This window comes from Nocardia farcinica, from assembly GCF_001182745.1.
Taxonomy (GTDB): Bacteria; Actinomycetota; Actinomycetes; order Mycobacteriales; family Mycobacteriaceae; genus Nocardia; species Nocardia farcinica.
In genome coordinates this window covers 511,211-536,204 of record NZ_LN868938.1, presented here as the reverse complement: position 1 = coordinate 536,204, position 24,994 = coordinate 511,211, and the positions used below count along the sequence as shown (strand labels likewise).

The window sequence follows — 24,994 nt, the reverse complement described above, 5'->3', positions numbered from 1 at the left end:
CAGCGAGCACATTGGTTAACGAGCATTCGTCCCGTTTCCCTTGATGCTAGCGGCAGCGGATGCGGCGGTTGACCCTGGCCGCCACTACCAACCGGTAACCTGTCGCGAGTGACCAGGCTGTTGCGGAATCCGCGTATCGTCGTCGCCCTCGCCGGGCTCGGCGCGCTGTTCGCGGTCGCGCTGCTGGTGCCGTTGCCCACCCCCCAGCAGATCCAGGACTGGGCGGGCTCGCTCGGTGTCTGGTTCCCGCCACTGTTCTTCCTGTTCTACGCGCTGGTCGCGGTCGCGCCGGTCCCGCGCACCGTGCTGACGATCAGCTGCGGGGTGCTGTTCGGTTCGCTGCTGGGCAGCGCGATCGCGTTGTCCGCCACCGCCGTCGCCGCCGTGCTCGCCCTGCTTCTGGTGCGCGCGCTGGACCGCGACCGGGTGGCCGCGCGACTCACCCATCCTGCCGTGCGGGCGGTCGACGACCGGTTGCGCCGACGCGGCTGGCTGGCCGTGGGGTCGCTGCGGCTGATCTCCTTCGCGCCGTTCTCGGTCGTCAACTACTGCTGTGCGCTGACCTCGATCCGGGTGCGCCCCTATCTGCTGGCGACCGTGGTCGGTTCGGCGCCCGGCACCGTCGCCACGGTGATCCTGGCCGACGCGCTCACCGGCGGCACCCATCCGGCCATGCTCGTCGTCTCCGCGGTGTGTCTCGGCATCGGCCTGGTGGGCCTGGTGGTCGATGCCCGGTGGCAGCCGGTCGACCCCGCGCCGGAACCGGTCGCCGTCGCCGCGGGGCCGCGCTCCTAGGTGCGCCGCTCGCCGCGGCCGAGGTAGTGCAGCGGAACGGCGGCGGCCAGCGCGGTCACGACCACGAAGACGAACAGGGCCGGGATCGGGTCCAGCCGCGGCAGCCAGGTGAACTCGGCCGCGTAGGAGGCGGCCAGCACGGTGGGCGGCAGGAACACCGCGACCACGCCGGTGTGCAGCCGCAGGATGCCGCTCTGGCGCACCCCGAGGCAGGCGGTGGCGGTCTGGGCCAGGAAACGCAAGCCGTCGTGCTCGCGCTCGGCCCGCCGGGCCACGCCCTCGATGTCGGCCACGAGCGAGCCGATCCGCTCGCCGAGCCCGCTGGTCTGTGCGGCGTAGTCGACGTCGAGATGGCGGGCGGCCGCGGCCAGCTGCGCCTGGGTCTCGCGCACCCGGGCGACGACCCGTTCGGCGGCGCCGAGCCGGTGGATCACCTCGCGGGCAGGCCCGGCGCCCAGCCCGTTGCCGTGCTCGGCGGTGGCGGCGTCGAGGATGTCGCGCTGCGCCTCGACGGTATGGCCCACCCAGCGCAGCACCCGGTCGGAGGCGTCGTTGAGCGCCCACAGCAGGGCGAAGGTCACACCGTAGGAGGAACCGGTGAGAGTGGCGTCACGGCGCATGGCCGCGATGGCGGTCTCGAACGGCAGGAAGGGCTCGGCCGGTTGCAGCGTGACGACGAACTCGGTGCCGAGCGCGAAGACGATGGTCTCCCGCTCGACCCGCTCGCCGCGGCAGTAGTTCACCGTCACCGGCAGATACGTGAAATCACCCTGCGCGGTGACCCCGTCGCGCGGCGTCGTGAAATCGACGCCGAGCCGCTCGCGCAGCACCGCCGCGGTGTCCTCGTCCGAGGACGGCAGCGGGATCCAGTGCATGCCGAGCACCTCGGTGTCGAACCGATCGGCGGGCGCGCGTAGGGATTTCGTCATCGTGACCTCCCACGCACCGATGGAACGGCGATGCGCGGACGCGACGGGGTCGCCGCGCGGGCGGCGGGCACGGGTTCGAGGCGGGCAGTGCTCACGGCGGGACTCCAGGCAGGGGCTGGTCGGGACACGTCGGATCGGGCGTCCGTGCGGCGTTCACGCTGTGGCCCTTGACGATTCGGGCGCGGCGCACGGATCAGCGACGAACCGGACAGCTTCGTCGCACGGGAAATGACCGGCAGTAGGCATCGATACTGTCATCCGGCATCTGCCGCTCACCCCGCTTCGTTCGTCGGAATCCGGCGCGCGAATCGCGCCATCGTTCATTAGAACGGCGGCGCGCGGCACAGTCAATCGAGGCGGAATGTATTCGACGCCCGTTCACCGGTCGTACCGCTTGGTCCGAATCCCGGTGTGCGCCAACGCGAGCCCGGGCGGCTCGCGGTGCGGGTCAGCGGGCAGCGGCCAGCAGGTAGCCGGAGGCGTTCGAGCGGATCAGGGCGCCGTCGAGGAACTGCGCCTCGGTCATCCCGAGCCGGGTGCTCACCAGTTCCAGCGCCATCCGCAGCACCTCGCGCTCGGTGGGCGCCACCACCTGCGACTGTTCCAATCGGGAGCCGCGCTCCACCCGCACCCGGCACCGCCAGCCGGTGCGCTCCCCCACCGGCACCGGCCGACCGATACCCGCCCAGACCGGCACGCCGTTGCGGCGGAACTCGCCGGTGGCCAGCGGATCGCCGATCGTTCGGCGTCCCGCCCGCACGGTCCCGCTCGTCGATTCTGGCAAAGCACCGGCGAACGGCTGGTCGTACATCGGATTCTCCCTGAACGTCGGATGACGGCGCCTGCCCACGGCTCTCGAACGGCACACACCGTAACCCGAGACCGGACCGTCCGCAACTTTTCAGCAAACGGCACGGCGGGAGTCGCACAGCTCCGTTCAGTCAGTCGGTCACGGTGTGCCCGGGCGGGGCTGCCACGCACCGTCCTGCGGATCCGTCTGCGGCGCGGGCGGCCATGCCTGCTGCTGCGCGGGCGGTTGCTGGGGCGCGGGCGGCCGCACCGGCTGGCCCACCGGCGGCGCCATCCCCTCGACCGGCTGCCGTGCGGTCGCCTCGGCGGCGCGCACGGCACGTTCGATGGTCGGGTCCGACGCCATGTCGAACCAGTCGGCCACGTCGGAGTCGTCCTCCACCTTCACCGGTTCGCTGTCGTCGGCGGGCGGCTCGTAGCGGAACACGCCGTCGGCGTCCTTGCTCGCGAAGCTCTTGGCGAAGCCTTCCAGCGCCTTGCCGAAATCGCTGGGCACCAGCCAGACCTTGTTGGCATCGCCGCGGGCGACCATCGGCAACGTCTGCATGTACTGGTAGGCCAGCAACTCCGGGGTCGGCTTGCCCGCCTTGATCGCGGCGAAGACCTTCTCGATCGCCTTGGCCTGGCCCTGCGCCTGCAGGTACGCCGCCGCCCGCTCACCCTGCGCGCGCAGGATGCGGCTCTGGCGTTCACCCTCGGCCGCCAGGATCGCCGACTGCTTGGCACCTTCCGCGGCGAGGATCTGCGCCTGCTTGGCGCCCTCGGCCGTCTTGATCTGCGATTCGCGGGTGCCCTCCGCGGTGAGGATCATCGCCCGCTTCTCGCGGTCGGCCTTCATCTGCTTCTCCATCGATTCCTGGATGGAGGGCGGCGGATCGATGGCCTTGAGCTCGACGCGGGCCACCCGCAGGCCCCAGCGCCCGGTCGCCTCGTCGAGGACGCCGCGCAGCTGGCTGTTGATCTGGTCGCGCGAGGTCAGCGTCTCCTCCAGCGTCATCCCGCCCACGACGTTGCGCAGGGTGGTGACGGTGAGTTGTTCGACCGCGGCGATGTAGTTGCTGATCTCGTAGACCGCCGCCTGCGGGCTGGTGACCTGGAAATACACCACCGAGTCGATCTGCAGGGTGAGGTTGTCCTGGGTGATCACCGGCTGCGGCGGAAAGGAGACCACCCGCTCACGCAGGTCGACCTTGGCCCGGATGCGGTCGGCGAAGGGCACCAGGAAGGTCAGCTGGCCCGACACCGTCCGCGAATACCGCCCGAGCCGCTCGATGACGGCGGCCTCGGCCTGCGGCACCAGCGCGATCGATTTGAAGGCCACCACCACGATGAGCAGCACCAGCACCGCGGCGACGATCAATACAGCCATCACGGACCCTTCCACACGACGGCCGTCGCGCCGTCGATCTCCATCACGGACACGGTCGTCCCCGGTTCGAAGACGTCCCCCTGATTCATCGGCCGCGCCGTCCACACCTCGCCGGCCAGCTTCACCAGCCCGGCGGTGTCGGTCACCTCCTCGAGCACCAGCGCGGTCTTGCCCGGGAGCGCGTGCACGTTGGTCGGCACCGGCGGCGGCGTACCGAACCGGCGGCGCAACACCGGACGAACCCCGAGCAGCAGCACGAGGGTGATCACGCCGAAGACCACCGCGTCGACGATCACCGAGGTATCGGCGGCGGCGCTGACCCCGGCCGTGCCGAGGGCGGCCACCCCGATCATCAGCAGGGTCAGATCCCCGACGAGCATCTCCGCGGCCGCGAGCAGGATTCCCGCGACCAGCCAAGCGATTGCGGCCACGCCCCCACTGTAGTCCGGGGACGCCGGATCGCGCGGGTGCTCGGTGAACGTCGGGCGACACCCCCGCGTCGCAGAACCGAAATCGCGGCGTGGCCGGGTAGTTTCGGACGGGTGGGTACGCGTGACAGGTTCGGCGGTGACAGTCGCTCCGGCGACATCTACTCCGGCGACATCTTCTCCGGACATGCCAGGACGAAGAAACGGGCGGTGCCGACGGTGCCCGCCGAACGCGATCTCGTGGTGGAGGACGCCGCGACCGGATTCTGCGGCGCCGTCGTCGGATTCGACCGCAGCTACGACGGCGAGTTCGTGAAACTCGAGGACGGGCGCGGGGTGGTCCGGCTGTTCGCGATGCGCGAGGCGGCGTTCCTGATCGACGGCAAGCCGGTCACGTTGGTGCGCCCGGCGGTCGCCGCGCCGCGGAAGCCGACGCGCTCGGCGTCGGGGTCGACCCGGGTGGAGGGGCTGCGCGCGAAGGTCGCCAAGGCCAGTCGCATCTGGGTGGAGGGTGTGCACGACGCCGCACTGGTCGAGCGGGTGTGGGGCCACGACCTGCGGGTCGAGGGCGTGGTCGTCGAGCACCTGGAGGGGCTGGACAACCTCGCCGAGCGGCTCACCGCGTTCGGGCCGGGCCCGGGCAGGCGGGTCGGCGTGCTGGTCGACCACCTGGTCACCGGCTCCAAGGAAACCCAGCTCACCACCGGTCTCGGCCCGTACGTGCTGGTGACCGGCCACCCCTACGTCGACGTGTGGCAGGCGGTGCGCCCGGCCGCGCTCGGCATCCGGGAGTGGCCCGCGGTGCCGCGCGGGGAGGACTGGAAGACCGGCGTCTGCCACCGGCTCGGCTGGGGAACGCCGCAGGACGGCTGGCGGCGGGTGTACCAGGCGGTGACGAGCTTCCGCGACCTGGAGTCCCCCCTCATCGGCGCGGTGGAACGGCTCATCGACTTCGTCACCGAACCGGAGTAGCCACACCCGCGGGTGCGCGAGCGCGAACCCCTTTATGCTCGAAGATTATGTGCTCTCCCAGTGCCACGCTGACGGTGTGGGCCGGCTCCTGGCTGGCCGGCAACAGTGCGCCCGACGATGTGCTCGAGGCGCTGCACGCCTGGGCGTCCAGGCACACCATCGCCGCCGGTGACCCGGTCACCGGCGGCCGCTCCGACCTGCCGTGGTCCTCGCGCGGCGCGGCAGCGGGTAGCGGGGTCATGCCGCTGCTCAAGGTCATTCGCGAGGCGATGAGCGCGCCGCAGGCGCAGCTGCGACTGGTGCTGCCGGTGCCCGGCGACGTGCGCGGACTGCCGGTCGGCACCGAGTTCGCCGCCGACGCGATCGAGGCCGAGGAGGGCCTGTTGATCGGCGCGCCCGGCGCCGAGGGCACCGGGCTGATCCCGCTGTGGGCCGACGACGACACCCTGCAGTGGACGATCTACACCGTCACCGTCCCCCCGGCGGCCGGACCGGACCTCTCCCTCGGCGAGGCCGAGTACACGATGCGGGAAGCCGTCCGCGACGCCGCCGACGCCCTGATGAAGCTGCACACCACGAGCATCGGCGCCGCGGACTCCGACCCGCGTGAACTGATCGAAGCCGAGCTGGCCGGTTACGCCCGCCACGACTACCCCGAGTCGATCCCGTTGCGCGCCAAGCGGATTCTCGACACCGCCGACCACGTCGCGGCCATCCTCACGGTGGCGCAACGGGAACCGGCGTCGGCGCCGACCTCCGCCAGCGCGATCGGCGCACAGGAGAATCTGCTGCGCCCGCTGTGGGACGCCATCCGCGCCGCCCGGCTGGTCGCGGTACACGCGGCCGCGCGCGGGTGAGACGATCGGTGAGCGCCGGTCAGCGGCCCGCGGCCGCCGGGCGGCGTTGCGGCGCACAGCATCCGCTCGCGCACGGCACCCCGTCGATGGTGCACCCGTAGCCCGGTTCGGCACCCAGCCTGCGCGGAGCCAGGCCGTCCAGATGCTCACGCATCAGCTCCACCACCAACCGCGGGAACCGCGGGTCGGTGCCCGGCGTCGACGCCCGCGCGAACGCCATGCCGAGCTCGGCAGCCTTGTCCTTCGCCTCGTTGTCCAGATCCCAGATGACCTCGAGGTGGTCGGAGACGAAGCCGACCGGGCACACCACGACCGCGTCCACCCCCCGGCCCGCCAGGTCCTCCAGATGATCGACGATGTCGGGCTCGAGCCACGGCACCTGCGGCGGCCCGGAGCGGGACTGCCACACCAGGTCGTGATCGGCGAAACCCGTTGCCGCCGCGCACAATCGGGCGGCATCGGCGACCTGACGGCTGTACAGCTCGCCGCCGTCGGCGGGCGGACCGGCGGCGGCGTCGGCGGCGACCGGCACCGAGTGCGCGGTGAACACCAGCCGGGCACGGTCACGCCGATCCGCGGGCAGCCGTTCCAGGGCGGCGCGGATCGCGTCGGCGAACGCCTCGATCAACAGCGGGTGGTCGAAGTACTGGCGCAGCTTGGTCAGGTGCGGGGCGGCGGGGCCGACGGCCGCCCTGGCCCGCTCGATGTCCTCGTGGTACTGGCGGCACCCGGAGTAGCCGCCCCAGGCCGAGGTGGGGAAGACCAGGGCGCCGGTCACCCCGTCGCGGGCCATCTCCGCGACGGTGTCCTCGACCATCGGATGCCAGTTGCGGTTGCCGAAATACACCGGCAGGTCGATGCCCGCCTCGTCGAGTTCGCGCTCGACACCGGCGATGATGTCGCGGTTGAGCGCGTTGATCGGCGAGACGCCGCCGAAGTGCAGGTAGTGCTGGGCGACCTCCTCGAGGCGGGCACGCGGCACCCCACGGCCCCGGGTGACGTTCTCCAGGAACGGCATCACGTCCTCGGGGCGTTCCGGGCCGCCGAAGGACAGCAGCAGCAGCGCCTCGACGGCCACGGGTCCTCCTTCGCTCAGTTGGCCGACCAGTTCTCCGGGAACCAGGTGTTGTGGCTGGCACCGCCGTCGACGTAGATGATCGAACCGGTGGTGGCGGGCAGCCAGTCCGACAGCAGCGCCACGATGGACTTGGCCACCGCGGTCGGGTCGTCGACATCCCAGCCGATCGGCGAGGCGCCGTCCCAGTAGATGTTGAGCTGGTTGAGCTTGGCCGCGTCGTCGGTGGCGGTGCCCGCGATGGCCTTGGCGGCCAGCGTCTTGATCGGGCCCGCGGCGATCAGGTTGGAGCGGACCTTCTTGGCGGTGCCGACCTCGCGGGCGACGTAGCGGTTCACCGACTCCAGCGCGGCCTTGGCCACGCCCATCCAGTTGTAGTACGGCATGGCGGTGCGCGGGTCGAAGTCCATGCCGACCAGCGAGCCGCCCTCGTTCATCACCGGCAGCACCGCGCGGGCCAGCGAGGCGTAGCTCCACGCGGAGATCTCGAACGCCTTGGCCGCGTCCGGGCCGGGGCCCTCCAGGAACGGCAGCGCCTCCGGGCCCATCAGGGTGCGCGGTGCGAAGGCGATCGAGTGCAGCACACCGTCGAGTCCCTCGGGCGCGAGCTCGCGGATCTTGTCCGCGAGTCCGGCCAGGTCCTCCTCGTTGGTGACGTCGAGACCGATGGCGGGCGGAACCTCCTTCGGCAGCCGCTTGGCGATGCGGTCGATGAGCCGCAGCCGCTCCGGGATACCGGTGATGATCACCTTCGCGCCCTGTTCCTGGGCCATCGCCGCCGCGTGGAACGCGATGGAGGCGTCGGTGATGATGCCGGTGACCAGGATGGTCTTGCCTTCGAGCAGTCCGCCCATGAGTTTCTCGGTTCTCCTGATGTCGAAAGTCCGTTGCTGCGGGCCAGCGGGATACTAGTGGCCCATGCCCATGCCGCCGTCGACCGGGATCACCGCGCCGTTGATGTAGGAGGCGTCGTCGGAGGCGAGGAAGCTGATCGCGGCGGCCACCTCCTCGGGCTGACCCGGACGGCCCGCGGGCACACCGTACTTCAGCACGACCTCGCGCATCTCCTCGGTGACCTCGTCACGAGTCATGTCGGTCTCGATGAAGCCGGGGGCGACCACGTTGGCGGTGATGTTGCGCGACCCGATCTCGCGGGTGATCGATCGCGCCATCCCGATCAGGCCCGACTTGGACGCCGCGTAGTTGACCTGGCCGGGACCGCCACCGAGGCCGACGACCGAGCCGAGGAAGATGATCCGGCCGAACTTGGCCCGCAGCATCGCGCGGTTGGCGCGCTTGGCGCAGCGCCACGCGCCGGTGAGGTTGGCGTCGATCACGCTGGTGAACTGCTCGTCGCTCATCCGCATGAGCAAGGTGTTGGCGACGATGCCCGCGTTGGCCACCAGCACCTCCACCGGCCCCTGGTGCGCCTCGACCTCGGCGAAGGCGCGGTCGACCGACTCGGTGTCGGTGACGTCGCACTTGACACCGAACAGGCCGTCCGGCACGCCCGAGCCACGATGGGTGACGGCGACCTTGTGACCGTCGGCGAGCAGGCGTCGCGCGACCGCGAGGCCGATGCCGCGGTTTCCGCCGGTCACCAGGACCGATCGCGATGTGATGTTGGTCATGGGAGTTAACCTATCTGTTCGAATTCCTGCGTCCGCGTGCGGGCAGCGCACCTTGTGCGATGCCACAACGGCGTGCGGCTACGGCAGGCGTTGACGATAGAGCAGGCCCGTCACGATGCCCGCGGCGACGACCAGCATGCCGAGCAGCAACCACGGGCGGCTGGCATCGCCGCGGGTGGTCTCGTAGCCGATCTGCTCCTCGAGCGTGTCGTAGACGGCGGTCAGTTCCTCCAGGCTGGAGGCGGTGTAGAACTCGCCGCCGGAGAGCTTGGCGATCTCGCGCAGCGACTCGTTGTCCACCGGCACCTTGACCCGCTGCGAGCCGCCCTGGCCGTCCTGGTCGGGGATCTCCACCGAGCCCCATTCGGTACCGAAGGAGATCGTCGAGACCGGGATGCCCTTGCTCTTGGCGAGGCGGGCGGCGGTGAAGGCATGCCGGGGGTTGTCGACATCCTTGTCGTCGGGCACGGTCTGTTTGCCGTCGGACATGAGCACGATACGCGCCGGCGGCGGGGTCTCGGCACCGCCGAGCACGGTCGCCAGCGTCTCGATGGACTGCAACGCGGTGAGGATGCCCTCGCCGGTGGCGGTGCGCTCGGCCAGCTTGATGTTGTCGATGGCGGCCTTGACCGCCTCCCGGTTGGTGGTCGGCGACTGCATGACCGAGGCCGTGCCCGCGAAGGTGACGAAGCCGAGGTTGATGCCCTGGGTGAGGCCGTCGACGAACTCCTTGCCCGCCTGCTGGGCCACCTCGAGCCGGCTCGGCGGCACGTCGGTGGCCTCCATCGACAGCGACACGTCCATGACGAGCACGACCGTCGCCCGATTGCGCGGCACCTTCTGCACCGAGGTCGGTCCCGCCGCGGCGATGGTGAGGAACACCAGGCCGACCAGCATCAGCGCGATCGGCGCGTGCCGCAGCGGCGAGGGCCGCGACGGCGCGACCTTCTCCAGCACCTCCATGTTGCTGAACCGCAGCATCTGCCGGTGCCGGGACCGCTGCACCAGCACGTAGCCGAGCGCGATGAGCGCGACCACCGCCAGGAAGCCGAGCCAGATCAGTGCGGTGAAATGCGAAATACTCACTGGCGAGGCACCCGCCCGGTCGGGGCGCCGAAGCTGTGGCGCCGGGTGGACACGAACCGGACCACGTCGGCGATCCAGTCGCGATCGGTCTGCAAGGTCAGCACCGGTGCACCGCAGCTGCGCAGCGCCTGGGCCACCTGGTCGCGGTGGCGTTGCGCGGCGGCGGCGAAATCGGCGCGCAGCGTGGGCGTGACGCTGAATTCGCGGGTGCGGCCGGTCTCGGGATCGTGCAGCACCACATCGCCCACGTCGGGCAGTTCCAGGTCGCGGGGATCGAGTACCTCGACGGCCAGCAGATCGTGCCGCGCGGAGATGGCGCGCAGCGAACGCTGCCAATCGATCTCGCCGAGGAAGTCGCTGATGATCACCGCGAGGCCGCGTTTGCGCTGCGGGCGGCGCAGCGATTCGATGGCGCCGCGCAGATCACCGCGCACGCCGTCGCGCGCGTGCGGGGTGGTCGCGATCGAGCGCAGCAGCGTCTGGGCGTGGATCCGCCCGCTGCGCGCGGGAATTCGCACCAGTTGTTCGCCGGTGGCGACCACCGCGCCGATCCGGTTGCCCCCACCACTGGTGAGGTAGGTGATCGCGGCCGCGGCGGCGATCGCCAGATCCCGCTTCTGGCAGGCGGCGGTGCCGAAGTCGAGACTGGCCGACAGGTCGAGGACCATCCAGGTCTCCAGCTCGCGGTCGGCGATCATCTGCCGCACGTGCGGATGCGTGGTGCGGGCGGTGACCGACCAGTCCATCTGGCGCACGTCGTCGCCGGGCTGGTAGAGCCGCGACTCCCCCGGCTCGGACCCCGGGCCGGGAATCAGGCCGAGATGGTCGCCGTGCAGCACGCCGTCGAGGCGGCGGCGCACGGTCAGCTCCAGGGTCTTCAGCGCGGCCGACAGCCGCGCGTCCGACAGCTCGCCCGCCCGGAACGAGGGCGGGGCATGCGATGACATCGTCACTCGGGAAACCTCGGGTCGAGCGTCGCGCGGGTTCTCGGGCACACCCGACGCCGACGTCACTTGGGCTGGTTGGTGCCGGCCGGGGCCATCGGGGCCTGGGCGCCCTGGTTCGGCGCGCCCTGACCCTGCTGACCCGGCTGACCCTGACCCTGCTGGCCCTGACCCTGCTGGGCGGGCGGCTGCGGGATCTGCTGCTGGTGCTGCTGCGGCGGACCCGCGGGCGCGGCCTGCGCGCCTGCGGGCACCGCCTGCGGCGCGACCTGCGGCAGGCCGACGGTCTGCAGGACCCGCCGGATGACGTCTTCCGGGCTCACCTCGTCGGCGAGCGCGTCGTAGGACAGCACCAACCGGTGGCGCAGCACGTCCGGGATCACCTCGACCACGTCCTGCGGCACCACGTAGTCGCGCCCGCGGATCAGCGCGACCGCGCGGGCGGCGGCGATGATGCCGAGGCTCGCGCGCGGGGAGGCGCCGTAGGCGATCCAGTTCGCGACGTCGGCCATGCCGTAGTCGAGCGGCTTGCGGGTCGCGGCGATGACCCGGACGACGTAGTCGACCAGCGCGTGGTGCACGAAGGTGTTCGCGGCGACCTTCTGCAGCCGGATCAGGTCCTCGGGGCCGAGGATCTGCTTGGCCTCCGGCGGGGTGACGCCCATCCGGTAGATGATCTCGCGCTCCTCCTCCACCGAGGGGTAGTCGACGACGACCTTGAACAGGAAGCGGTCGCGCTGCGCCTCCGGCAGCGGGTACACGCCCTCGCTCTCGATCGGGTTCTGGGTCGCCATGACCAGGAACGGATCGGGCATCGGGTAGGTCTTGCCGCCGATCGAGACGTGCCGCTCGGCCATGACCTCGAGCAGCGCGGACTGCACCTTGGCCGGTGCGCGGTTGATCTCGTCGGCGAGCACGAAGTTCGCCACCACCGGACCGAGCTCGGTGTCGAATTCCTCGCGGCCCTGGCGGTAGATGCGGGTACCGATGAGGTCGGTGGGCACCAGGTCGGGGGTGAACTGCACACGGGAGAAGGACCCGCCGACAACCCTGGCGAAGGTCTCGACCGCCAGCGTCTTGGCGATGCCGGGCACACCTTCGAGGAGCACGTGACCACGGGCGAGCACACCGACGAGCAGCCGTTCCACGAGCCGATCCTGGCCCACGATGACCCGCTTGACCTCGTAGATCGCCTTCTCGAGGGTCTGGACGTCACGCTCCAGGGTGCCCGACGCGGGTTCCGGCTTGTCCTTTGCCAGATTCGCCCCGCTCACACTGTCCGTCGAAGTCACCAACATCCCCGCTTTCGCCTCGGTCTTAGTGCGTGCGGCACCAACTATTCCAGGTAATCGCCCGCGATGCCGCAACCGGCTCCGCGATCGGTGGAATTCGGCGCTCGTCAGGAGGTGACGATGCGGACCGCGTACGGCATGATGCCGTCCTCACGCACCGGCGACACCTTCACCACGTCGCCGGACCGGGGCGCTTCGACCATCTTCCCGTCACCGAGGTAGAGGGCCACGTGCTGGCTGCCGCCCGGCCCCCAGAACAGCATGTCGCCGCGGGCCTTCTGGGCCAGCGGGACCCGGGTGCCCGCGTTGTACTGATAGCCGCTGTAGTGCGGCAGCGAGACGCCGATCCCGGCGAAGGCGTAGACCATCAGGCCCGAGCAGTCGAAGCCGACCTTGTTGTAGTCGCCGTAGCTGTCGGCCACGCCGCCGTCGCGGATGCCGAGGGTGGGGCCGTCCTCGTCGCCGCCACCCCAGGCGTAGGTGACGCCCAGCTGCGAAAGTGCCCGGTCCACCACGACTTCCACCGCCGCCGAGCCGCTCACCGACGGTGAGCTGGGCTTGGGGGTGGTGCTCTTCTTCGGGGCGGGGGCGTCCTCGAGTTCGGTGTGCGGGCGTTTGCCCTCGCCCAGCTGTGCGGCGCGTTCGCGGGCGGCCTGGTCGGCGGCGGCGCGGGCGGCGGCGGCCGCGGCGGCGACCCGGATCGCCTCGGCCTCCTCGGCGCGGCGTTGCGCGTCCCAGGCCTGATAGGCCTCGCGCTGGTTCTGTAGCCCTTGCACGTTCGCGCGCGCGGCGTCCAGACGGGACTGGGCCGCGTCGCGTTCGCGGAGCAGGCCGTCGCGGCGCACGGTCTCGCTGTCGAGGGCGGCCTTGGCGGCGGCCACCGCGCTCTCCGCCTCGGCCTTCTTCTGCTCGGCGGCCGCCGCCGCGGCATCAGCCAGCGATTTGGCTTCGCGCGCATCGGAATTGCGGTTGCCCTGTTCGATCTGGGCGCGGCGCAGCGCGTCGAGCACCTGCTGCTGGTTCTTCGACACCAGTCCGAGCACCTCGGAGCGGTCGATGGCGCCGGTGGGGGTGGCGGCGGCCAGGTAGGTCACCATCGAGCCGGACGCGGGCCGGGTGTAGGCGCGGGTGGCGAAGTCGTCGAAATTGTGCCGGGCCCTGGCGACCTCCTCGCCCGCCGTGGCCAGATCGCGCTGGGTGGTCTCGACGCGGGCGGCGGCCGCGTCGGCGGCCGCGCGCGCGTTCTGCAGGTCCACCAGCGCCTTGTTGACCTCCTCGCGGCGCACCGCGACCGCATCGTCGAGTTCGCGCAGCTGGTGTTCGACGTCGGCGACCTGGTTGATCAGGGCACCCACCTCGCCGATCCCGGCCTCGACGCGGGCGCCCGCGTCGGCGATCTGTCCGTCACTCGGATTCGGCGGCGGGGGCGGTACGGCGGTACCCGGTCCGGCCGACACGACCAATGCGGTGCAGATCAGCAACCCCACGGCGACCCACAGCTTCGATCGCTGACCCGCACGGCGGCTCTCGCGCATCGCACCTCCAAGGACTCGAATCCGGCCTCGCCTCACGAGCCCCACCGGGGACCTCCCAGCTCATCCGTCGGCGGATAGCTCTGCTACCACTTGTTCCCCATCGGCGATCACTCGAACCGTACGACACTTTATGCTCCGTGAGAACTCTGGTAACAGAATCACAGCCGGGTAATTCGTGCGTTGCCGGGCATTAGCCGGATACGAGTTCGGGTTTGCTGCCGGAAAACATACCGACCGTCTGGAAAACTCCCCGGCGGACGTGGCGCCGGTCGAGAATCAGGCGATGGTCGCGGTGTCCCGCTCGGCGACGGCGGGCCGCTCCTGCGCGGCGGCGCGGCGCGCCTTGATCAGATGGAGACCTGCCACCGCCAGCGCGGTGCCCGCGATGAGCACACCGGTGATGGCGGTCCAGGAGAAGGTCTCCGGCTGTTCGAGCCGGTCGACGAAGATGCGCGCGGCCTCCACCGAGTTGCCCTGTTTGCTCTTGGCCGCGTCCTCGGCCCACTCGAGCTTGACCCGGCTGATCGAATCGCTGTAGGTGCCCACCCAGTCGTCACTGAGGACCACCACGGTGCCCTGCTCGGTCTTGCCGACCTCGGTGGCCAGGTCCCGTAGATTGGAGTCGTGACCGGGATTGCCGGGAATCACCACGATGCTCAGCGGGATGCCCTCGGCTCGCGCTTCGGCCACGATCGCCTCGAGTCCGGACTGGTCCTTGCCCTTCGGCGCCGCCACATGGTTGTCGGCGACGTCCTCCTTGATCGACTCCAGGGTGTTCGCGTCGACGGTGGGCGGCAGTTCCGCGGCGAGCGGGGAGAAAACCGAGGTGTGCGAGGGGGCCATCTTCCATCCGGTCTGTCCAGCCACGTCACCGATGTGCGCGGCGGCGGGCATCCAACACTGCCAGAGCACAGTACGTCACGCGGTCACCGGGTGTTCGCCCACGCCACGCCGACCGCACCCCGCACGTTTCACAGGACAAGCGTACTGTTAGGGTCGTGGCGCGAGGAACCGGCACTCCCAGTGGCCGGAGCCCCTCCAAAGACTCGAGTCACCGGCACAGCCCCGCCGGTGACCCACCCTCACCGACGAGTGGAGCTGACGTGACGACAAGTATCGATACTTTCGGCGCCAAGGGCACCCTCGAGGTCGGAAGCAACTCCTACGAGATCTTCCGCCTCTCCGCCGTGCCCGGCACCGAGAAACTCCCCTACGCACTGAAGGTCCTCGCGGAGAACCTGCTCCGCACCGAGGACGGCGCGAACATCACCGCCGACCACATCCGTGCCATCGCGAACTGGGACGCCTCGGCCGAGCCGAACACCGAGATCCAGTTCACCCCCGCCCGCGTCATCATGCAGGACTTCACCGGCGTGCCCTGCATCGTCGACCTGGCCACCATGCGCGAGGCCGTCGCCACCCTGGGCGGCGACCCGGACAAGGTGAACCCGCTGGCGCCCGCCGAGATGGTCATCGACCACTCCGTCATCATCGACGTGTTCGGCCGCGAGGACGCCTTCCAGCGCAACGTCGACATCGAGTACCAGCGCAACGGTGAGCGCTACCAGTTCCTGCGCTGGGGCCAGACCGCCTTCGACGACTTCAAGGTCGTCCCGCCGAGCACCGGCATCGTGCACCAGGTCAACATCGAGCACCTGGCCCGCGTCGTCATGGTCCGCAACGGCCAGGCCTACCCCGACACCTGCGTCGGCACCGACTCGCACACCACCATGGTCAACGGCCTGGGCGTGCTGGGCTGGGGCGTCGGCGGCATCGAGGCCGAGGCCGCGATGCTCGGCCAGCCGGTGTCGATGCTGATCCCGCGCGTGGTCGGCTTCAAGCTCACCGGTGAGATCCAGCCGGGCGTCACCGCCACCGACGTGGTGCTCACCGTCACCGACATGCTGCGCAAGCACGGCGTGGTCGGCAAGTTCGTCGAGTTCTACGGCAAGGGCGTGGCCGAGGTGCCGCTGGCCAACCGCGCCACCCTGGGCAACATGAGCCCCGAGTTCGGCTCCACCGCCGCGATCTTCCCGATCGACCAGGTGACCGTCGACTACCTGCGCCTGACCGGCCGCAGCGACGAGCAGCTCGCGCTCGTCGAGGCCTACGCCAAGGAGCAGGGCCTGTGGCACAACCCGGACTTCGAGCCGGAGTACTCCGAGTACCTCGAGCTGGACCTGAGCACCGTGGTGCCCTCGATCGCAGGCCCGAAGCGCCCGCAGGACCGGATCCTGTTGTCGGAGAGCAAGATCGCCTTCCGCAAGGACATCCACAACTACACCTCCGACGCCGAGGGCGCCCCGCACTCGAAGCTGGACGAGGCCGTCGAGGAGTCCTTCCCGGCCAGCGACCCGGCCGTGCTGTCCTTCGCCGACGACGACGCCGTGCTGCCGACCGCCGCCAACAACTCCGAGGGCCGCCCGACCAAGCCGGTCAAGGTGCACAGCGAGGAGTACGGCGACTTCGTGCTCGACCACGGCGCCGTGGTGGTCGCCTCGATCACCTCCTGCACCAACACCTCCAACCCCTCGGTCATGCTGGGCGCCGCCCTGCTGGCCCGCAACGCCGTGGAGAAGGGCCTGGCGCGCAAGCCCTGGGTCAAGACCTCGATGGCGCCGGGTTCGCAGGTCGTCAACGGCTACTACGAGAAGGCCGGCCTGTGGCCGTACCTGAACAAGCTGGGCTTCAACCTGGTCGCGTTCGGCTGCGCCACCTGCATCGGCAACACCGGCCCGCTGCCGGAGGAGATCTCGCAGGCCATCAACGACAACGACCTCACGGTCACCGCGGTGCTCTCGGGCAACCGCAACTTCGAGGGCCGCATCTCCCCCGACGTGAAGATGAACTACCTGGCCTCGCCGCCGCTGGTCATCGCCTACGCGCTCGCGGGCACCATGGACTTCGACTTCGAGACCGACCCGCTGGGCAAGGACACCGAGGGCAACGACGTGTTCCTGCGCGACATCTGGCCGTCGCCGAAGGAGATCCAGGACACCATCGACGCGGTGATCAGCCGCGACATGTTCCTCGAGGACTACAAGGACGTGTTCAAGGGCGACGAGCGCTGGCGTTCGCTGCCCACCCCGGAGGGCAAGACCTTCGCCTGGGACGAGAACTCGACCTACGTCCGCAAGGCGCCGTACTTCGACGGCATGCCGCAGGAGCCGACCCCGGTCACCGACATCACCGGCGCCCGGGTGCTGGCGCTGCTGGGCGACTCGGTCACCACCGACCACATCTCCCCGGCGGGCAACATCAAGCCCGGCACCCCGGCCGCGCAGTACCTCGAGGCCAACGGTGTCGAGCGCAAGGACTACAACTCCTACGGCTCGCGGCGTGGCAACCACGAGGTGATGATCCGCGGCACCTTCGCCAACATCCGGCTGCGCAACCAGCTGCTCGACGACGTCTCGGGTGGTTACACCCGCGACTTCACCCAGGAGGGCGCCCCGCAGGCGTTCATCTACGACGCCGCGCAGAACTACCAGGCCGCGGGCATCCCGCTGGTGGTGCTCGGCGGTAAGGAGTACGGCTCGGGTTCCTCGCGTGACTGGGCCGCCAAGGGCACCCGCCTGCTGGGTGTGAAGGCCGTCATCACCGAGTCCTTCGAGCGCATCCACCGCTCGAACCTGATCGGCATGGGCGTCATCCCGCTGCAGTTCCCGGCGGGCGAGTCGGCCAAGTCGCTGGGCCTGGACGGCACCGAGGTGTTCGACATCGAGGGCATCACCAAGCTGAACGAGGGGGTCACCCCGAAGACGGTGAAGGTGACCGCCACCAAGGCCGACGGCGAGAAGATCACCTTCGACGCCGTGGTCCGCATCGACACCCCCGGTGAGGCCGACTACTACCGCAACGGCGGCATCCTGCAGTACGTGCTGCGCAACATGATTCGCGCCTGAGTGCGCTCGTCGACGACGATGTCGTCGACCCAGTCGGCAGGTCCGCGCACCGCTTCTCCGGAAGGCGGTGCGCGGACCTCGCCACATCGACCGCAGTCCGCCGAGGAGGAGCTCGCCCATGCCCAAGGTCAGCGATGACCACCTCGCCGCGCGGCGCAGCCAGATTCTCGACGGGGCGCGGCGCTGCTTTGCCGAATACGGCTACGACGGCGCGACCGTGCGCAGGCTCGAGGAGGCGATCGGGCTCTCGCGCGGCGCCATCTTCCACCATTTCCGCGACAAGGACGCGCTGTTCCTGGCGCTGGCCCAGGAGGACGCCGAGCGGATGGCCGACGTCGCGGCCAACCAGGGCATCGTGCAGGTCATGCGCGACATGCTCGCCCATCCCGAGCAGTTCAATTGGCTCGGAACACGTTTGGAGATCGCGCGCCGGTTGCGCACCGACCCGGAGTTCCGCGCGGGCTGGACCCAGCGCTCGGCGGAGCTGACCGCCGCCACGTTGGCCCGCCTGGAGCGGCGCAAGGCCGCGGGCGCGCTGCGTGACGACGTGCCCACCGATGTGCTGCTCGGGTATCTGGATCTGGTGCTCGACGGGCTGATCGCCCGGATCGCCTCCGGTCACACGAACGAGAACCTCTCGGCGGTGCTCGATCTCGTCGAAGCCTCGGTGCGCCGGAAGGACTGACCGGGCGCTCCACGACGCTGTGCCGGCACGGACGGTGTGGCGCTACCCGCGATACGCCGCGCACGCCCGGCGGTGGGAGCTGCTGCTGCGCGCCGCCGGAGTGGCCCAGGACAAGCTCATCGCCTCAGGCGTGGGCCCGGTGACGCCGGAGAACACCATCCGGTACCTCCGGGAGCTGCGCGGCGGCGACGAGCTGCGCGTGACCTGCGCGGGCGAATGGTCCGATGGCAAGACCATTCGCCCGCGCCAGGAGAGCCGCAGGATGGACGGCACGGTGGCCGCCCCTGACCGGTTGCTGTGAGGTCGCTGCGACCCGGTCCGCGGCATACCGAAAATCTTTCGGTACAAGCGGGTTCGGACACCGTGATCGACGTGTCGAACGGCGTGGATTCCGCCGAACCCGGCCGCGGGCCGCGGTCGCGCCGGTAGTATTCGAGACGCGCTCGCACCGTCCCCGGCAAATCGCGAGCAGATCGGAGAGCAGTACCGCATGGCCCCCGCGATCCCGCACCCCGCATCCGGCGGCGTCGTCCGCGCCGGTCTGGGCTGACCGGAGTCCAGGCCATGCCCGCGCGCCGAGGGTCGGTCCTCATCGTCGCCGCGGCCGGTGACCCGCACGCCGCGGCGGTGGCCGAGATCGTGCGAGAAGTTCACGGCCTCAACGCCATCCAGATCGACCCGGCCGACTATCCACGCAACTTCGGCAGCTTCCGGCTCGGCAGGCTCGGCACCGCCCGCTCGCTGGCGCAGTCAGTGGGGCTCGACGACGCCCGGGCGGTGTGGTGGCGCCCGCCCCACCCCGCGACCGCGGCCGGCGGCACCGCCGCGGAGGCGCACCGGCGGGCCGAATGCGACAACTTCCTCGAGGGCATGCTGTGGTCCATCCCGGCGCACTGGGTCAACGATCCCGCCTCGGACCGCACCGCCTGCCGCCACATCGTGCAGTGGGAGACCGCCCTGCGCGCGGGGCTGTGCGTGCCCGAGACGTTGGTCACCAACGATCCCGACGAGGCCCGTAGTTTCGCCGAATCCCGGCCCGGCCCAGTGGTTTTCAAACGCGGCGGCGGCGCAGGACCGCGCCTGGTCGACCGCGCGGATCTCGCCGCCGCAGGCCTGCGCCGCACCCCGGCCACCTTCCAGGACTACGTGCCCGCCGACTGCGACCTGCGGGTGGTGTGGGTGGACGGCGTGGAGTGGGCGGTGCGCATCGATGTGCCGCCGGGGGTCGACCGGCTGGCCGACCGGCCCGCGGCGAGCCTCGGCTTCGGTGTCGCCCAGCTACCGGCGTCGGTGAGCAAGTCACTGGCCACGTTGATGGGCGCGCTCGGCCTCGGCTTCGGCGTGCTCGACCTGCGGCTCGGCCTCGACGGGGAGTACTGGTTCCTCGAGGTCGATCCACGCGGCCGCTTCGAGCACCTGGTGGCCGCCACCGGGCTGCCGATGTTCCGCAGTGTCGCCGATCTGCTCGCCGAGGACTACGGACCGGTCACCGGACACTGAAAAGCCCTGTGCCACCGGCAGTCACCGCCGGTGGCCCAGCACCCGCGCCCCCTACTTGTCCGGATTCTTGCGCCGGTTGGCACCGCCGCGGCTGCGCAGCTGCACATGCGACTCCACCAGCACGTTGTGGATGAACCCGTAGGACCGACCGGTCGCGCGGGCCAGGGAGCGGATGCTCGCCCCCTGCTCGTATTGCTTCTTCAACTGCGATTGCAGGCGGTCACGCGATTTCCCCGTGACGCGTGTGCCCTTGCTCAATGTGGCCTTGTTCTGTGTGGGCCTGTCGCTCATGGCTTCCTCCGAGTCGCCGAGCAGCGCGTTATTCCAGGCTAAGCACTCCACAGTCCACGATCAACGAAATGTTGTGATGAAACTCACGCGAGCTGAATCAGTTCCAGGTACTCGGCCGACCAGTGGTCCTCGGTGCCGTCCGGCAGCAGGATCACCCGCTCCGGCGAGAGCGCCTCTGCCGCGCCCGGATCGTGGGTGACCAGCACGACCGCGCCCGCGTAGGTGCGCAGCGCGTCGAGCACCTGCTCACGCGAGATCGGGTCCAGGTTGTTGGTCGGCTCGTCCAGCAACAGCACGTTGGCCGCCGAGGAGACCAGTCCGGCCAGCGCCAGGCGGGTCTTCTCACCGCCGGACAGCGTGCCCGCGGGCTGGTCGAGCTGCGGGCCGGAGAACATGAAGGCGCCGAGCAGGCCGCGCAGGTCCTGCTCACCCGCGTCCGGGGCGGCGTGGCGGATGTTCTCCCAGACGGTGGCCTGGTCGTCGAGGGTGTCGTGCTCCTGGGCGAAGTAGCCGACCTTGAGGCCGTGCCCGGGCACCAGCTGTCCCGCCGTCGGCTGCTCGACACCGGCCAGCAGCCGCAGCAGCGTGGTCTTGCCCGCGCCGTTGAGACCGAGCACCACGACCCGGCTACCGCGGTCGATGGCCAGGTCCACACCGGTGAAGATCTCCAGCGAGCCGTAGACCTTGGTGAGGTTCTCCGCCATCAGCGGCGTCTTACCGCAGGGCGCCGGCTCCGGGAACTTGATCCGGGCCACCTTGTCGGCGACGCGCACCTCGTCGAGTTCGTCGAGCAGCCGCTCGGCGCGCTTGACCATGTTCTGCGCCGCAACGGCTTTCGTCGCCTTGGCACCGAGCTTGGCGGCCTGTGCCTTGAGCGCGGACGCCTTCTTCTCGGCGTTGGCGCGTTCGCGGCGGCGGCGCTGCTCGTCGGTGGCGCGGGCGTCGAGGTACTTCTTCCAGCCCATGTTGTAGACGTCGACCTCACCGCGCACCGCGTCGAGGAACCACACCTTGTTCACCACGGCCTCGAGCAGCTCGACGTCGTGGCTGATCACGATCAGGCCGCCGTCGTGGTTCTGCAGGAAGCCGCGCAGCCAGGTGATGGAGTCGGCGTCGAGGTGGTTGGTCGGCTCGTCGAGCAGCAGGATGCGGTCGGAGCGGCCGCCGCTGCCGTCGGAGGCCGAGAACAGGATGCGGGCCAGCTCGATCCGGCGGCGCTGGCCGCCCGACAGCGTGCGCAGCGGCTGCCCGAGCACCCGGTCGGGCAGGCCGAGGCTGTGGCAGATCCGCGCGGCCTCGCTCTCGGCGACGTAGCCGCCCAGGGCCGAGAAGCGCTCCTCGAGCCTGCCGTACTTGCGCACGGCCTTCTCGCGCTCGGCCTCGTCGGCGACTTCGGCCATGAGTGCCTGCTGCTTCTCCATGTCCCGGATCAGGGTGTCCAGCCCGCGCGCGGACAGCACGCGGTCGCGGGCCAGCACGTCGAGGTCGCCCTCGCGCGGGTCCTGCGGCAGGTAGCCGATCTCGGTGGAACGCAGGATCTTTCCGGCGTAGGGCTCCCCTTCACCGGCGAGGATGCGCAGGGTGGTGGTCTTGCCCGCACCGTTGCGGCCGACCAGGCCGATCCGGTCGCCCGCCTGCACGCGCAGCGCCGGACCGGGCGCCGAGAGCAGGGTACGGACTCCGGCCCGGACCTCGAGGTCGGTCGCGGTGATCACAGGCTGGCTCCTCCGGGCGGTGCGTCGACAATGCTGGGCGGACTCTGCGCGCCCAGTCTCACGAACCGGCAGCCTCACGAACCGGCATCGTTCCGAACGGCAGTGGTTCCGAACCGGCAGTGTAAGAACTGGGCAGGCACAAGAACCACCCATTTTACCCGCGCGAGCCCTCCGTCCCGGCATCGAGGACGCCGGTGTGACCGACCTGACCGCGGCGTTCGCCGCTTCGGTAGCGTGCGGTGCCATGAGTAGCGATCTGTTGGGCAAGAGCGCGCTGGTCAGCGGCGCCAGCCGGGGTATCGGCAAGGCGGTGGCGGCGGAGTTGCTGCGCCGCGGGGCGAACGTGCTGATCACGGCACGCAAACCCGAACCGCTGGCCGAGGCCGCCGCCGAACTGCGCGCCCTCGGCCATCAGGGCGAGGTGGCGACCATCGCGGGCAACTCCGGTGACGCGCAGGCCCGCGCGGAGGCGGTCGGGCGAGCGGTCACGGAGTTCGGTTCGCTGGACATCCTGATCAACAACACCGGCATCAACCCGGTGTTCGGCGCGCTGATGGACGCCGACCTGGACGCGGTGCGCAAGATCTTCGACGTCAACGTCGTGGCCGCGCTCGGTTACGCCCAGGAGGCGTACAAGGCGTGGATGGGCGAGCACGGCGGCGCCATCGTCAACGTCGCCAGCGTGGCGGGTCTGCGCTCGACCGGCGTCATCGCCGCCTACGGTGCGTCCAAGGCCGCCCTGATCCGGCTCACCGAGGAGCTGGCCTGGCAGCTGGGCCCGAAGATCCGGGTCAACGCGGTGGCGCCGGGCGTGGTCAAGACCAAGTTCGCCGACGCGCTGTACTCGGCCGACGAGGAACGGGCGGCGAGCGTGTACCCGATGAAGCGGCTCGGCAGCCCCGAGGACGTCGCCCGCCTGATCGGCTTCCTGGCCTCCGACGAGGCCGCCTGGATCACCGGCGAGACGGTGCGGGTCGACGGCGGCCTGCTCGCCACGGGCGGAATCTGACTCGGCGTCCCGTGCCCGCACCCCACGATCCCCCACCACGCAGGCAGTCGACCCGGTGCGGGTCGGCCGTGCACGCGGGTGGTGCCCGATGACGTTCGACATCGTCGTCTGCGGACTGGGCCCGGCGGGCCGGGCGCTCGCGCACCGCTGCCTGCGCCGGGGACTGCGGGTGGCGGTGGTGGACCCGGCGCCGCGGCGGCGGTGGTCGGCCACCTACGGGGTGTGGGCCGATGAGCTGCCGGACTGGCTGGATCGCGCCGTGGTGCGGGCACGGATGACGCAGCCGGTGGCCTGGGGGTCGCGGCGGCACGTCCTGGACCGGGACTACGCGGTGCTCGACACGGGGCTGTTGCAGGACGCGCTGACCGCCGACGGCGCGGAGGTGGTGACCGGCCGCGCCGCGGGGCTGACCCGGCGCTCGGTGACGCTGGCCGACGGGCGGGTGCTGCGCGCGGACCGGGTGGTGGATGCGCGCGGGCTGTCCCGCTCCCCACGCCGGGCCGAGCAGACCGCCTACGGCGTCGTCGTGGCCGGGGACCGCGCCGATCGCGTGGAGCCGATGTTCATGGACTGGCGCGACGACAACGGCGCCGAGCCCGGGGCGCCCCGCTCGTTCCTCTACGCGGTGCCGCTCGGCGCCGACGCGATACTGCTGGAGGAGACCTGCCTGGCCGGTCGCCCCGCCCTCGAGCCTGCCGAGCTGCGGCGGCGACTGCACCACCGGCTGGCGGCGCGCGGCATCGACCTCGACGGCGGCGAGCCGGTCGAACGGGTGCGGTTCCCGGTGCAGGGCGCCCGGCCGGGGCGACGGCGGTTCGGCGCCGCCGGTGGTTTCACGCATCCGGCCACCGGCTACAGCGTCGCGGCCGCGCTGGGCGCCGCCGACGACTGGGCCGCCGGTGCCCCCACCGGACTCGCGCGGGCCAGGGCCACCCACCTGTTGCGCGCCGCCGGACTGCGCGCGCTGCTCGCCCTGCCGCCCGCGGAACTGCCGGTCTTCTTCGACACCTTCTTCGAGCTGCCCGCCCCGCATCAGCGCGCCTATCTGTCCGGCCGTACCGATCCGGTGGGCACCGCGGCCGCGATGCGGACGCTGTTCACCGCGTTGCCACCCCGCCTCCGCACTCGAATCGCCGCTGCGACCTGCGGCTTCCCGTTTCGGTCGCAGATGCCGACCGGTTCGGCCATGATGGAGTGATGGCACGAGCTATCTGGAAGGGCTCGATTGCGTTCGGGCTGGTCAACGTTCCGGTGAAGGTCTACACCGCCACCGAGGACCACGACATCAAGTTCCACCAGGTGCACGCCAAGGACGGCGGCCGGATCAAATACCAGCGCGTGTGCCAGATCGACGGCAAACCGGTCGACTACGTGGACATCGCCAAGGCCTACGAGTCACCCGAGGGCGAGACCGTCATCCTCTCCGACGAGGACTTCGCCCGCCTGCCCGCCGCGGAGAAGCACGAGATCCCGGTCCTGCAGTTCGTGCCGTCGGAGCAGATCGACCCGATCCTGTTCGACAAGAGCTACTACCTCGAGCCCGACTCCAACACCCCCAAGGCCTACGTGCTGCTGGCCAAGACGCTCGAGCGCATCGACCGCACCGCGCTGGTGCATTTCACGCTGCGGCAGAAGACGCGGCTGGCCGCGCTGCGGGTACGCGACGGAATGCTGGTGTTGCAGACGCTGCTGTGGCCGGACGAGGTGCGCGCGATCGAGTTCGACTCGGTGCGCGATGCCGCCGAGCCGCGGCCGCAGGAGATCAAGATGGCCGAGACGCTCGTGGAGAGCATGTCCGACGACTTCGATCCCTCGCAGTTCACCGACGAGTACCAGGTGGAGCTGAAGAAGATGCTCGACGAGGCGATCGAGCGCGGCGGCAAGGTGCCCGAACGCGCCGAGCCCGCGCCCGCCGAGATGGATGCCGAGGTGGTCGATCTGGTCGCCGCGTTGCAGCGCAGCCTGGAGGCCAGCGGCAGGCGCGCCGCCGGTTCCGGTGGCACCGCGAAGAAGACGGCCAAGGCGCCCGCGAAGAAGACCACCAAGGCGGCGGCGAAGAAGACCGCCGAGAAGCCCGCGGCGAAGAAGGCGGCGAAGAAGACCGCCGCCCGCAAGGGCGCCTGATCCCCTGCTACAGTGCGTGATCGAGTTCAGGAGGGAACTCGG

24 protein-coding genes are annotated in these 24,994 nt (G+C 70.5%); 10 read left to right on the top strand and 14 right to left on the bottom strand.

The annotated features are described in order from the left end of the window. Window positions 1-108 precede the first annotated feature (108 nt). The gene (locus AMO33_RS02790) at window positions 109-795 is read left to right on the top strand and encodes a TVP38/TMEM64 family protein (protein ID WP_011210001.1); all 687 of its coding nucleotides are present in this window, start codon (window positions 109-111) and stop codon (window positions 793-795) included. Here the strand turns inward: AMO33_RS02790 and AMO33_RS02785 are convergent. The 4 genes from AMO33_RS02785 to AMO33_RS02770 all read right to left on the bottom strand — a co-directional run bounded on the left by AMO33_RS02785 (window position 792) and on the right by AMO33_RS02770 (window position 4,334). After that, a complete protein-coding gene (locus tag AMO33_RS02785; protein WP_060590277.1) occupies window positions 792-1,724 on the bottom strand; it encodes a CorA family divalent cation transporter in 933 nt (310 codons plus the stop codon). The two genes, AMO33_RS02790 and AMO33_RS02785, sit on opposite strands and share 4 nt — an antisense overlap. A gap of 448 nt (window positions 1,725-2,172) precedes the next feature. After that, a complete protein-coding gene (locus AMO33_RS02780) occupies window positions 2,173-2,535 on the bottom strand; it encodes a hypothetical protein (protein ID WP_228790109.1) in 363 nt (120 codons plus the stop codon). A 138-nt stretch (window positions 2,536-2,673) separates the two neighbouring features. Next, on the bottom strand, window positions 2,674-3,903 hold the full coding sequence (locus tag AMO33_RS02775) for an SPFH domain-containing protein (protein WP_011210004.1): 1,230 nt from the start codon (window positions 3,901-3,903) through the stop codon (window positions 2,674-2,676). After that, window positions 3,903-4,334 (bottom strand): NfeD family protein, encoded by a 432-nt coding sequence (locus AMO33_RS02770; RefSeq protein ID WP_011210005.1) that lies wholly within the window; start codon window positions 4,332-4,334, stop codon window positions 3,903-3,905. The genes AMO33_RS02775 and AMO33_RS02770 overlap by 1 nt, the downstream gene beginning before the upstream one ends. Window positions 4,335-4,490: 156 nt before the next feature. Between AMO33_RS02770 and AMO33_RS02765 the strand changes: the two genes are divergently transcribed. Next, window positions 4,491-5,303: a DUF3097 domain-containing protein gene (locus tag AMO33_RS02765; RefSeq protein WP_060593256.1), complete on the top strand. Its 813-nt coding sequence runs from the start codon at window positions 4,491-4,493 to the stop codon at window positions 5,301-5,303. A 47-nt stretch (window positions 5,304-5,350) separates the two neighbouring features. Next, the gene (locus AMO33_RS02760) at window positions 5,351-6,160 is read left to right on the top strand and encodes a hypothetical protein (protein WP_060590274.1); all 810 of its coding nucleotides are present in this window, start codon (window positions 5,351-5,353) and stop codon (window positions 6,158-6,160) included. Window positions 6,161-6,179: 19 nt separating this feature from the next. Here AMO33_RS02760 and AMO33_RS02755 read toward each other — a convergent pair whose 3' ends face one another. The 8 genes from AMO33_RS02755 to AMO33_RS02720 all read right to left on the bottom strand — a co-directional run bounded on the left by AMO33_RS02755 (window position 6,180) and on the right by AMO33_RS02720 (window position 14,566). Then, window positions 6,180-7,178, bottom strand: coding sequence for a ferrochelatase (locus AMO33_RS02755; RefSeq protein WP_228790190.1), 999 nt, complete (start codon window positions 7,176-7,178; stop codon window positions 6,180-6,182). A 74-nt stretch (window positions 7,179-7,252) separates the two neighbouring features. After that, window positions 7,253-8,089 carry an NADH-dependent enoyl-ACP reductase InhA gene (inhA, locus tag AMO33_RS02750; protein ID WP_011210009.1) on the bottom strand — a complete coding sequence of 279 codons (837 nt, stop codon included), beginning with the start codon at window positions 8,087-8,089 and terminating at the stop codon, window positions 7,253-7,255. 54 nt (window positions 8,090-8,143) lie between these two features. After that, complete coding sequence (gene fabG1, locus AMO33_RS02745; protein WP_011210010.1) at window positions 8,144-8,866, bottom strand: 3-oxoacyl-ACP reductase FabG1; 723 nt, start codon at window positions 8,864-8,866, stop codon at window positions 8,144-8,146. A gap of 78 nt (window positions 8,867-8,944) precedes the next feature. Continuing rightward, window positions 8,945-9,952 (bottom strand): VWA domain-containing protein, encoded by a 1,008-nt coding sequence (locus tag AMO33_RS02740; protein WP_011210011.1) that lies wholly within the window; start codon window positions 9,950-9,952, stop codon window positions 8,945-8,947. Continuing rightward, window positions 9,949-10,899 carry a DUF58 domain-containing protein gene (locus tag AMO33_RS02735; protein WP_060593255.1) on the bottom strand — a complete coding sequence of 317 codons (951 nt, stop codon included), beginning with the start codon at window positions 10,897-10,899 and terminating at the stop codon, window positions 9,949-9,951. The genes AMO33_RS02740 and AMO33_RS02735 overlap by 4 nt, the downstream gene beginning before the upstream one ends. A 62-nt stretch (window positions 10,900-10,961) precedes the next feature. Further along, window positions 10,962-12,194, bottom strand: a complete 1,233-nt coding sequence (locus AMO33_RS02730; RefSeq protein ID WP_060590270.1) for an AAA family ATPase — start codon at window positions 12,192-12,194, stop codon at window positions 10,962-10,964. Window positions 12,195-12,295: 101 nt separating this feature from the next. Then, the gene (locus AMO33_RS02725) at window positions 12,296-13,723 is read right to left on the bottom strand and encodes an Nfa34810 family invasin (RefSeq protein WP_060590268.1); all 1,428 of its coding nucleotides are present in this window, start codon (window positions 13,721-13,723) and stop codon (window positions 12,296-12,298) included. 276 nt (window positions 13,724-13,999) lie between these two features. Further along, the gene (locus tag AMO33_RS02720; RefSeq protein WP_050768295.1) at window positions 14,000-14,566 is read right to left on the bottom strand and encodes an Rv1476 family membrane protein; all 567 of its coding nucleotides are present in this window, start codon (window positions 14,564-14,566) and stop codon (window positions 14,000-14,002) included. Between the two features lie 260 nt (window positions 14,567-14,826). Here AMO33_RS02720 and acnA point away from each other — a divergent pair, with 260 nt between their 5' ends. The 4 genes from acnA to AMO33_RS02700 all read left to right on the top strand — a co-directional run bounded on the left by acnA (window position 14,827) and on the right by AMO33_RS02700 (window position 19,813). Continuing rightward, a complete protein-coding gene (acnA, locus tag AMO33_RS02715; RefSeq protein ID WP_060590267.1) occupies window positions 14,827-17,628 on the top strand; it encodes an aconitate hydratase AcnA in 2,802 nt (933 codons plus the stop codon). 118 nt (window positions 17,629-17,746) lie between these two features. Beyond that, complete coding sequence (locus tag AMO33_RS02710; RefSeq protein ID WP_011210017.1) at window positions 17,747-18,313, top strand: TetR/AcrR family transcriptional regulator; 567 nt, start codon at window positions 17,747-17,749, stop codon at window positions 18,311-18,313. A 19-nt stretch (window positions 18,314-18,332) separates the two neighbouring features. Continuing rightward, window positions 18,333-18,614, top strand: coding sequence for a thioesterase family protein (locus tag AMO33_RS02705; protein ID WP_062954111.1), 282 nt, complete (start codon window positions 18,333-18,335; stop codon window positions 18,612-18,614). A 263-nt stretch (window positions 18,615-18,877) separates the two neighbouring features. Then, window positions 18,878-19,813 carry a hypothetical protein gene (locus AMO33_RS02700; RefSeq protein WP_060590263.1) on the top strand — a complete coding sequence of 312 codons (936 nt, stop codon included), beginning with the start codon at window positions 18,878-18,880 and terminating at the stop codon, window positions 19,811-19,813. Window positions 19,814-19,864: 51 nt separating this feature from the next. On the opposite strand, the gene AMO33_RS02695 is transcribed toward AMO33_RS02700, so the two are convergent. Both AMO33_RS02695 and AMO33_RS02690 read right to left on the bottom strand, forming a co-directional pair. Then, window positions 19,865-20,104 carry a helix-turn-helix domain-containing protein gene (locus tag AMO33_RS02695; protein WP_011210020.1) on the bottom strand — a complete coding sequence of 80 codons (240 nt, stop codon included), beginning with the start codon at window positions 20,102-20,104 and terminating at the stop codon, window positions 19,865-19,867. 83 nt (window positions 20,105-20,187) lie between these two features. After that, window positions 20,188-21,819, bottom strand: a complete 1,632-nt coding sequence (locus AMO33_RS02690; protein WP_011210021.1) for an ABC-F family ATP-binding cassette domain-containing protein — start codon at window positions 21,817-21,819, stop codon at window positions 20,188-20,190. 244 nt (window positions 21,820-22,063) lie between these two features. On the opposite strand from AMO33_RS02690, the gene AMO33_RS02685 reads away from it, so the two are divergent. The 3 genes from AMO33_RS02685 to ku all read left to right on the top strand — a co-directional run bounded on the left by AMO33_RS02685 (window position 22,064) and on the right by ku (window position 24,952). Further along, the gene (locus AMO33_RS02685) at window positions 22,064-22,828 is read left to right on the top strand and encodes an SDR family oxidoreductase (protein WP_011210022.1); all 765 of its coding nucleotides are present in this window, start codon (window positions 22,064-22,066) and stop codon (window positions 22,826-22,828) included. A gap of 88 nt (window positions 22,829-22,916) precedes the next feature. Beyond that, on the top strand, window positions 22,917-24,026 hold the full coding sequence (locus AMO33_RS02680) for a lycopene cyclase family protein (protein ID WP_060590262.1): 1,110 nt from the start codon (window positions 22,917-22,919) through the stop codon (window positions 24,024-24,026). Beyond that, the gene (ku, locus tag AMO33_RS02675; RefSeq protein WP_060590260.1) at window positions 24,026-24,952 is read left to right on the top strand and encodes a non-homologous end joining protein Ku; all 927 of its coding nucleotides are present in this window, start codon (window positions 24,026-24,028) and stop codon (window positions 24,950-24,952) included. Before AMO33_RS02680 ends, ku begins: the two co-directional genes overlap by 1 nt. Window positions 24,953-24,994 lie beyond the last annotated feature (42 nt).

Coding starts and splice junctions, on each gene's coding strand:
- AMO33_RS02785 (WP_060590277.1), bottom strand. CDS start 1,724: ATGACGAAATCCCTACGCGCGCCCGCCGATCGGTTCGACACCGAGGTG.
- AMO33_RS02780 (WP_228790109.1), bottom strand. CDS start 2,535: ATGTACGACCAGCCGTTCGCCGGTGCTTTGCCAGAATCGACGAGCGGG.
- AMO33_RS02775 (WP_011210004.1), bottom strand. CDS start 3,903: ATGGCTGTATTGATCGTCGCCGCGGTGCTGGTGCTGCTCATCGTGGTG.
- AMO33_RS02760 (WP_060590274.1), top strand. CDS start 5,351: ATGTGCTCTCCCAGTGCCACGCTGACGGTGTGGGCCGGCTCCTGGCTG.
- AMO33_RS02755 (WP_228790190.1), bottom strand. CDS start 7,178: ATGCCGTTCCTGGAGAACGTCACCCGGGGCCGTGGGGTGCCGCGTGCC.
- inhA (WP_011210009.1), bottom strand. CDS start 8,089: ATGGGCGGACTGCTCGAAGGCAAGACCATCCTGGTCACCGGCATCATC.
- fabG1 (WP_011210010.1), bottom strand. CDS start 8,866: ATGACCAACATCACATCGCGATCGGTCCTGGTGACCGGCGGAAACCGC.
- AMO33_RS02735 (WP_060593255.1), bottom strand. CDS start 10,899: ATGTCATCGCATGCCCCGCCCTCGTTCCGGGCGGGCGAGCTGTCGGAC.
- AMO33_RS02730 (WP_060590270.1), bottom strand. CDS start 12,194: ATGTTGGTGACTTCGACGGACAGTGTGAGCGGGGCGAATCTGGCAAAG.
- AMO33_RS02725 (WP_060590268.1), bottom strand. CDS start 13,723: ATGCGCGAGAGCCGCCGTGCGGGTCAGCGATCGAAGCTGTGGGTCGCC.
- AMO33_RS02720 (WP_050768295.1), bottom strand. CDS start 14,566: ATGGCCCCCTCGCACACCTCGGTTTTCTCCCCGCTCGCCGCGGAACTG.
- AMO33_RS02710 (WP_011210017.1), top strand. CDS start 17,747: ATGCCCAAGGTCAGCGATGACCACCTCGCCGCGCGGCGCAGCCAGATT.
- AMO33_RS02700 (WP_060590263.1), top strand. CDS start 18,878: ATGCCCGCGCGCCGAGGGTCGGTCCTCATCGTCGCCGCGGCCGGTGAC.
- AMO33_RS02695 (WP_011210020.1), bottom strand. CDS start 20,104: ATGAGCGACAGGCCCACACAGAACAAGGCCACATTGAGCAAGGGCACA.
- AMO33_RS02685 (WP_011210022.1), top strand. CDS start 22,064: ATGAGTAGCGATCTGTTGGGCAAGAGCGCGCTGGTCAGCGGCGCCAGC.
- AMO33_RS02680 (WP_060590262.1), top strand. CDS start 22,917: ATGACGTTCGACATCGTCGTCTGCGGACTGGGCCCGGCGGGCCGGGCG.
- ku (WP_060590260.1), top strand. CDS start 24,026: ATGGCACGAGCTATCTGGAAGGGCTCGATTGCGTTCGGGCTGGTCAAC.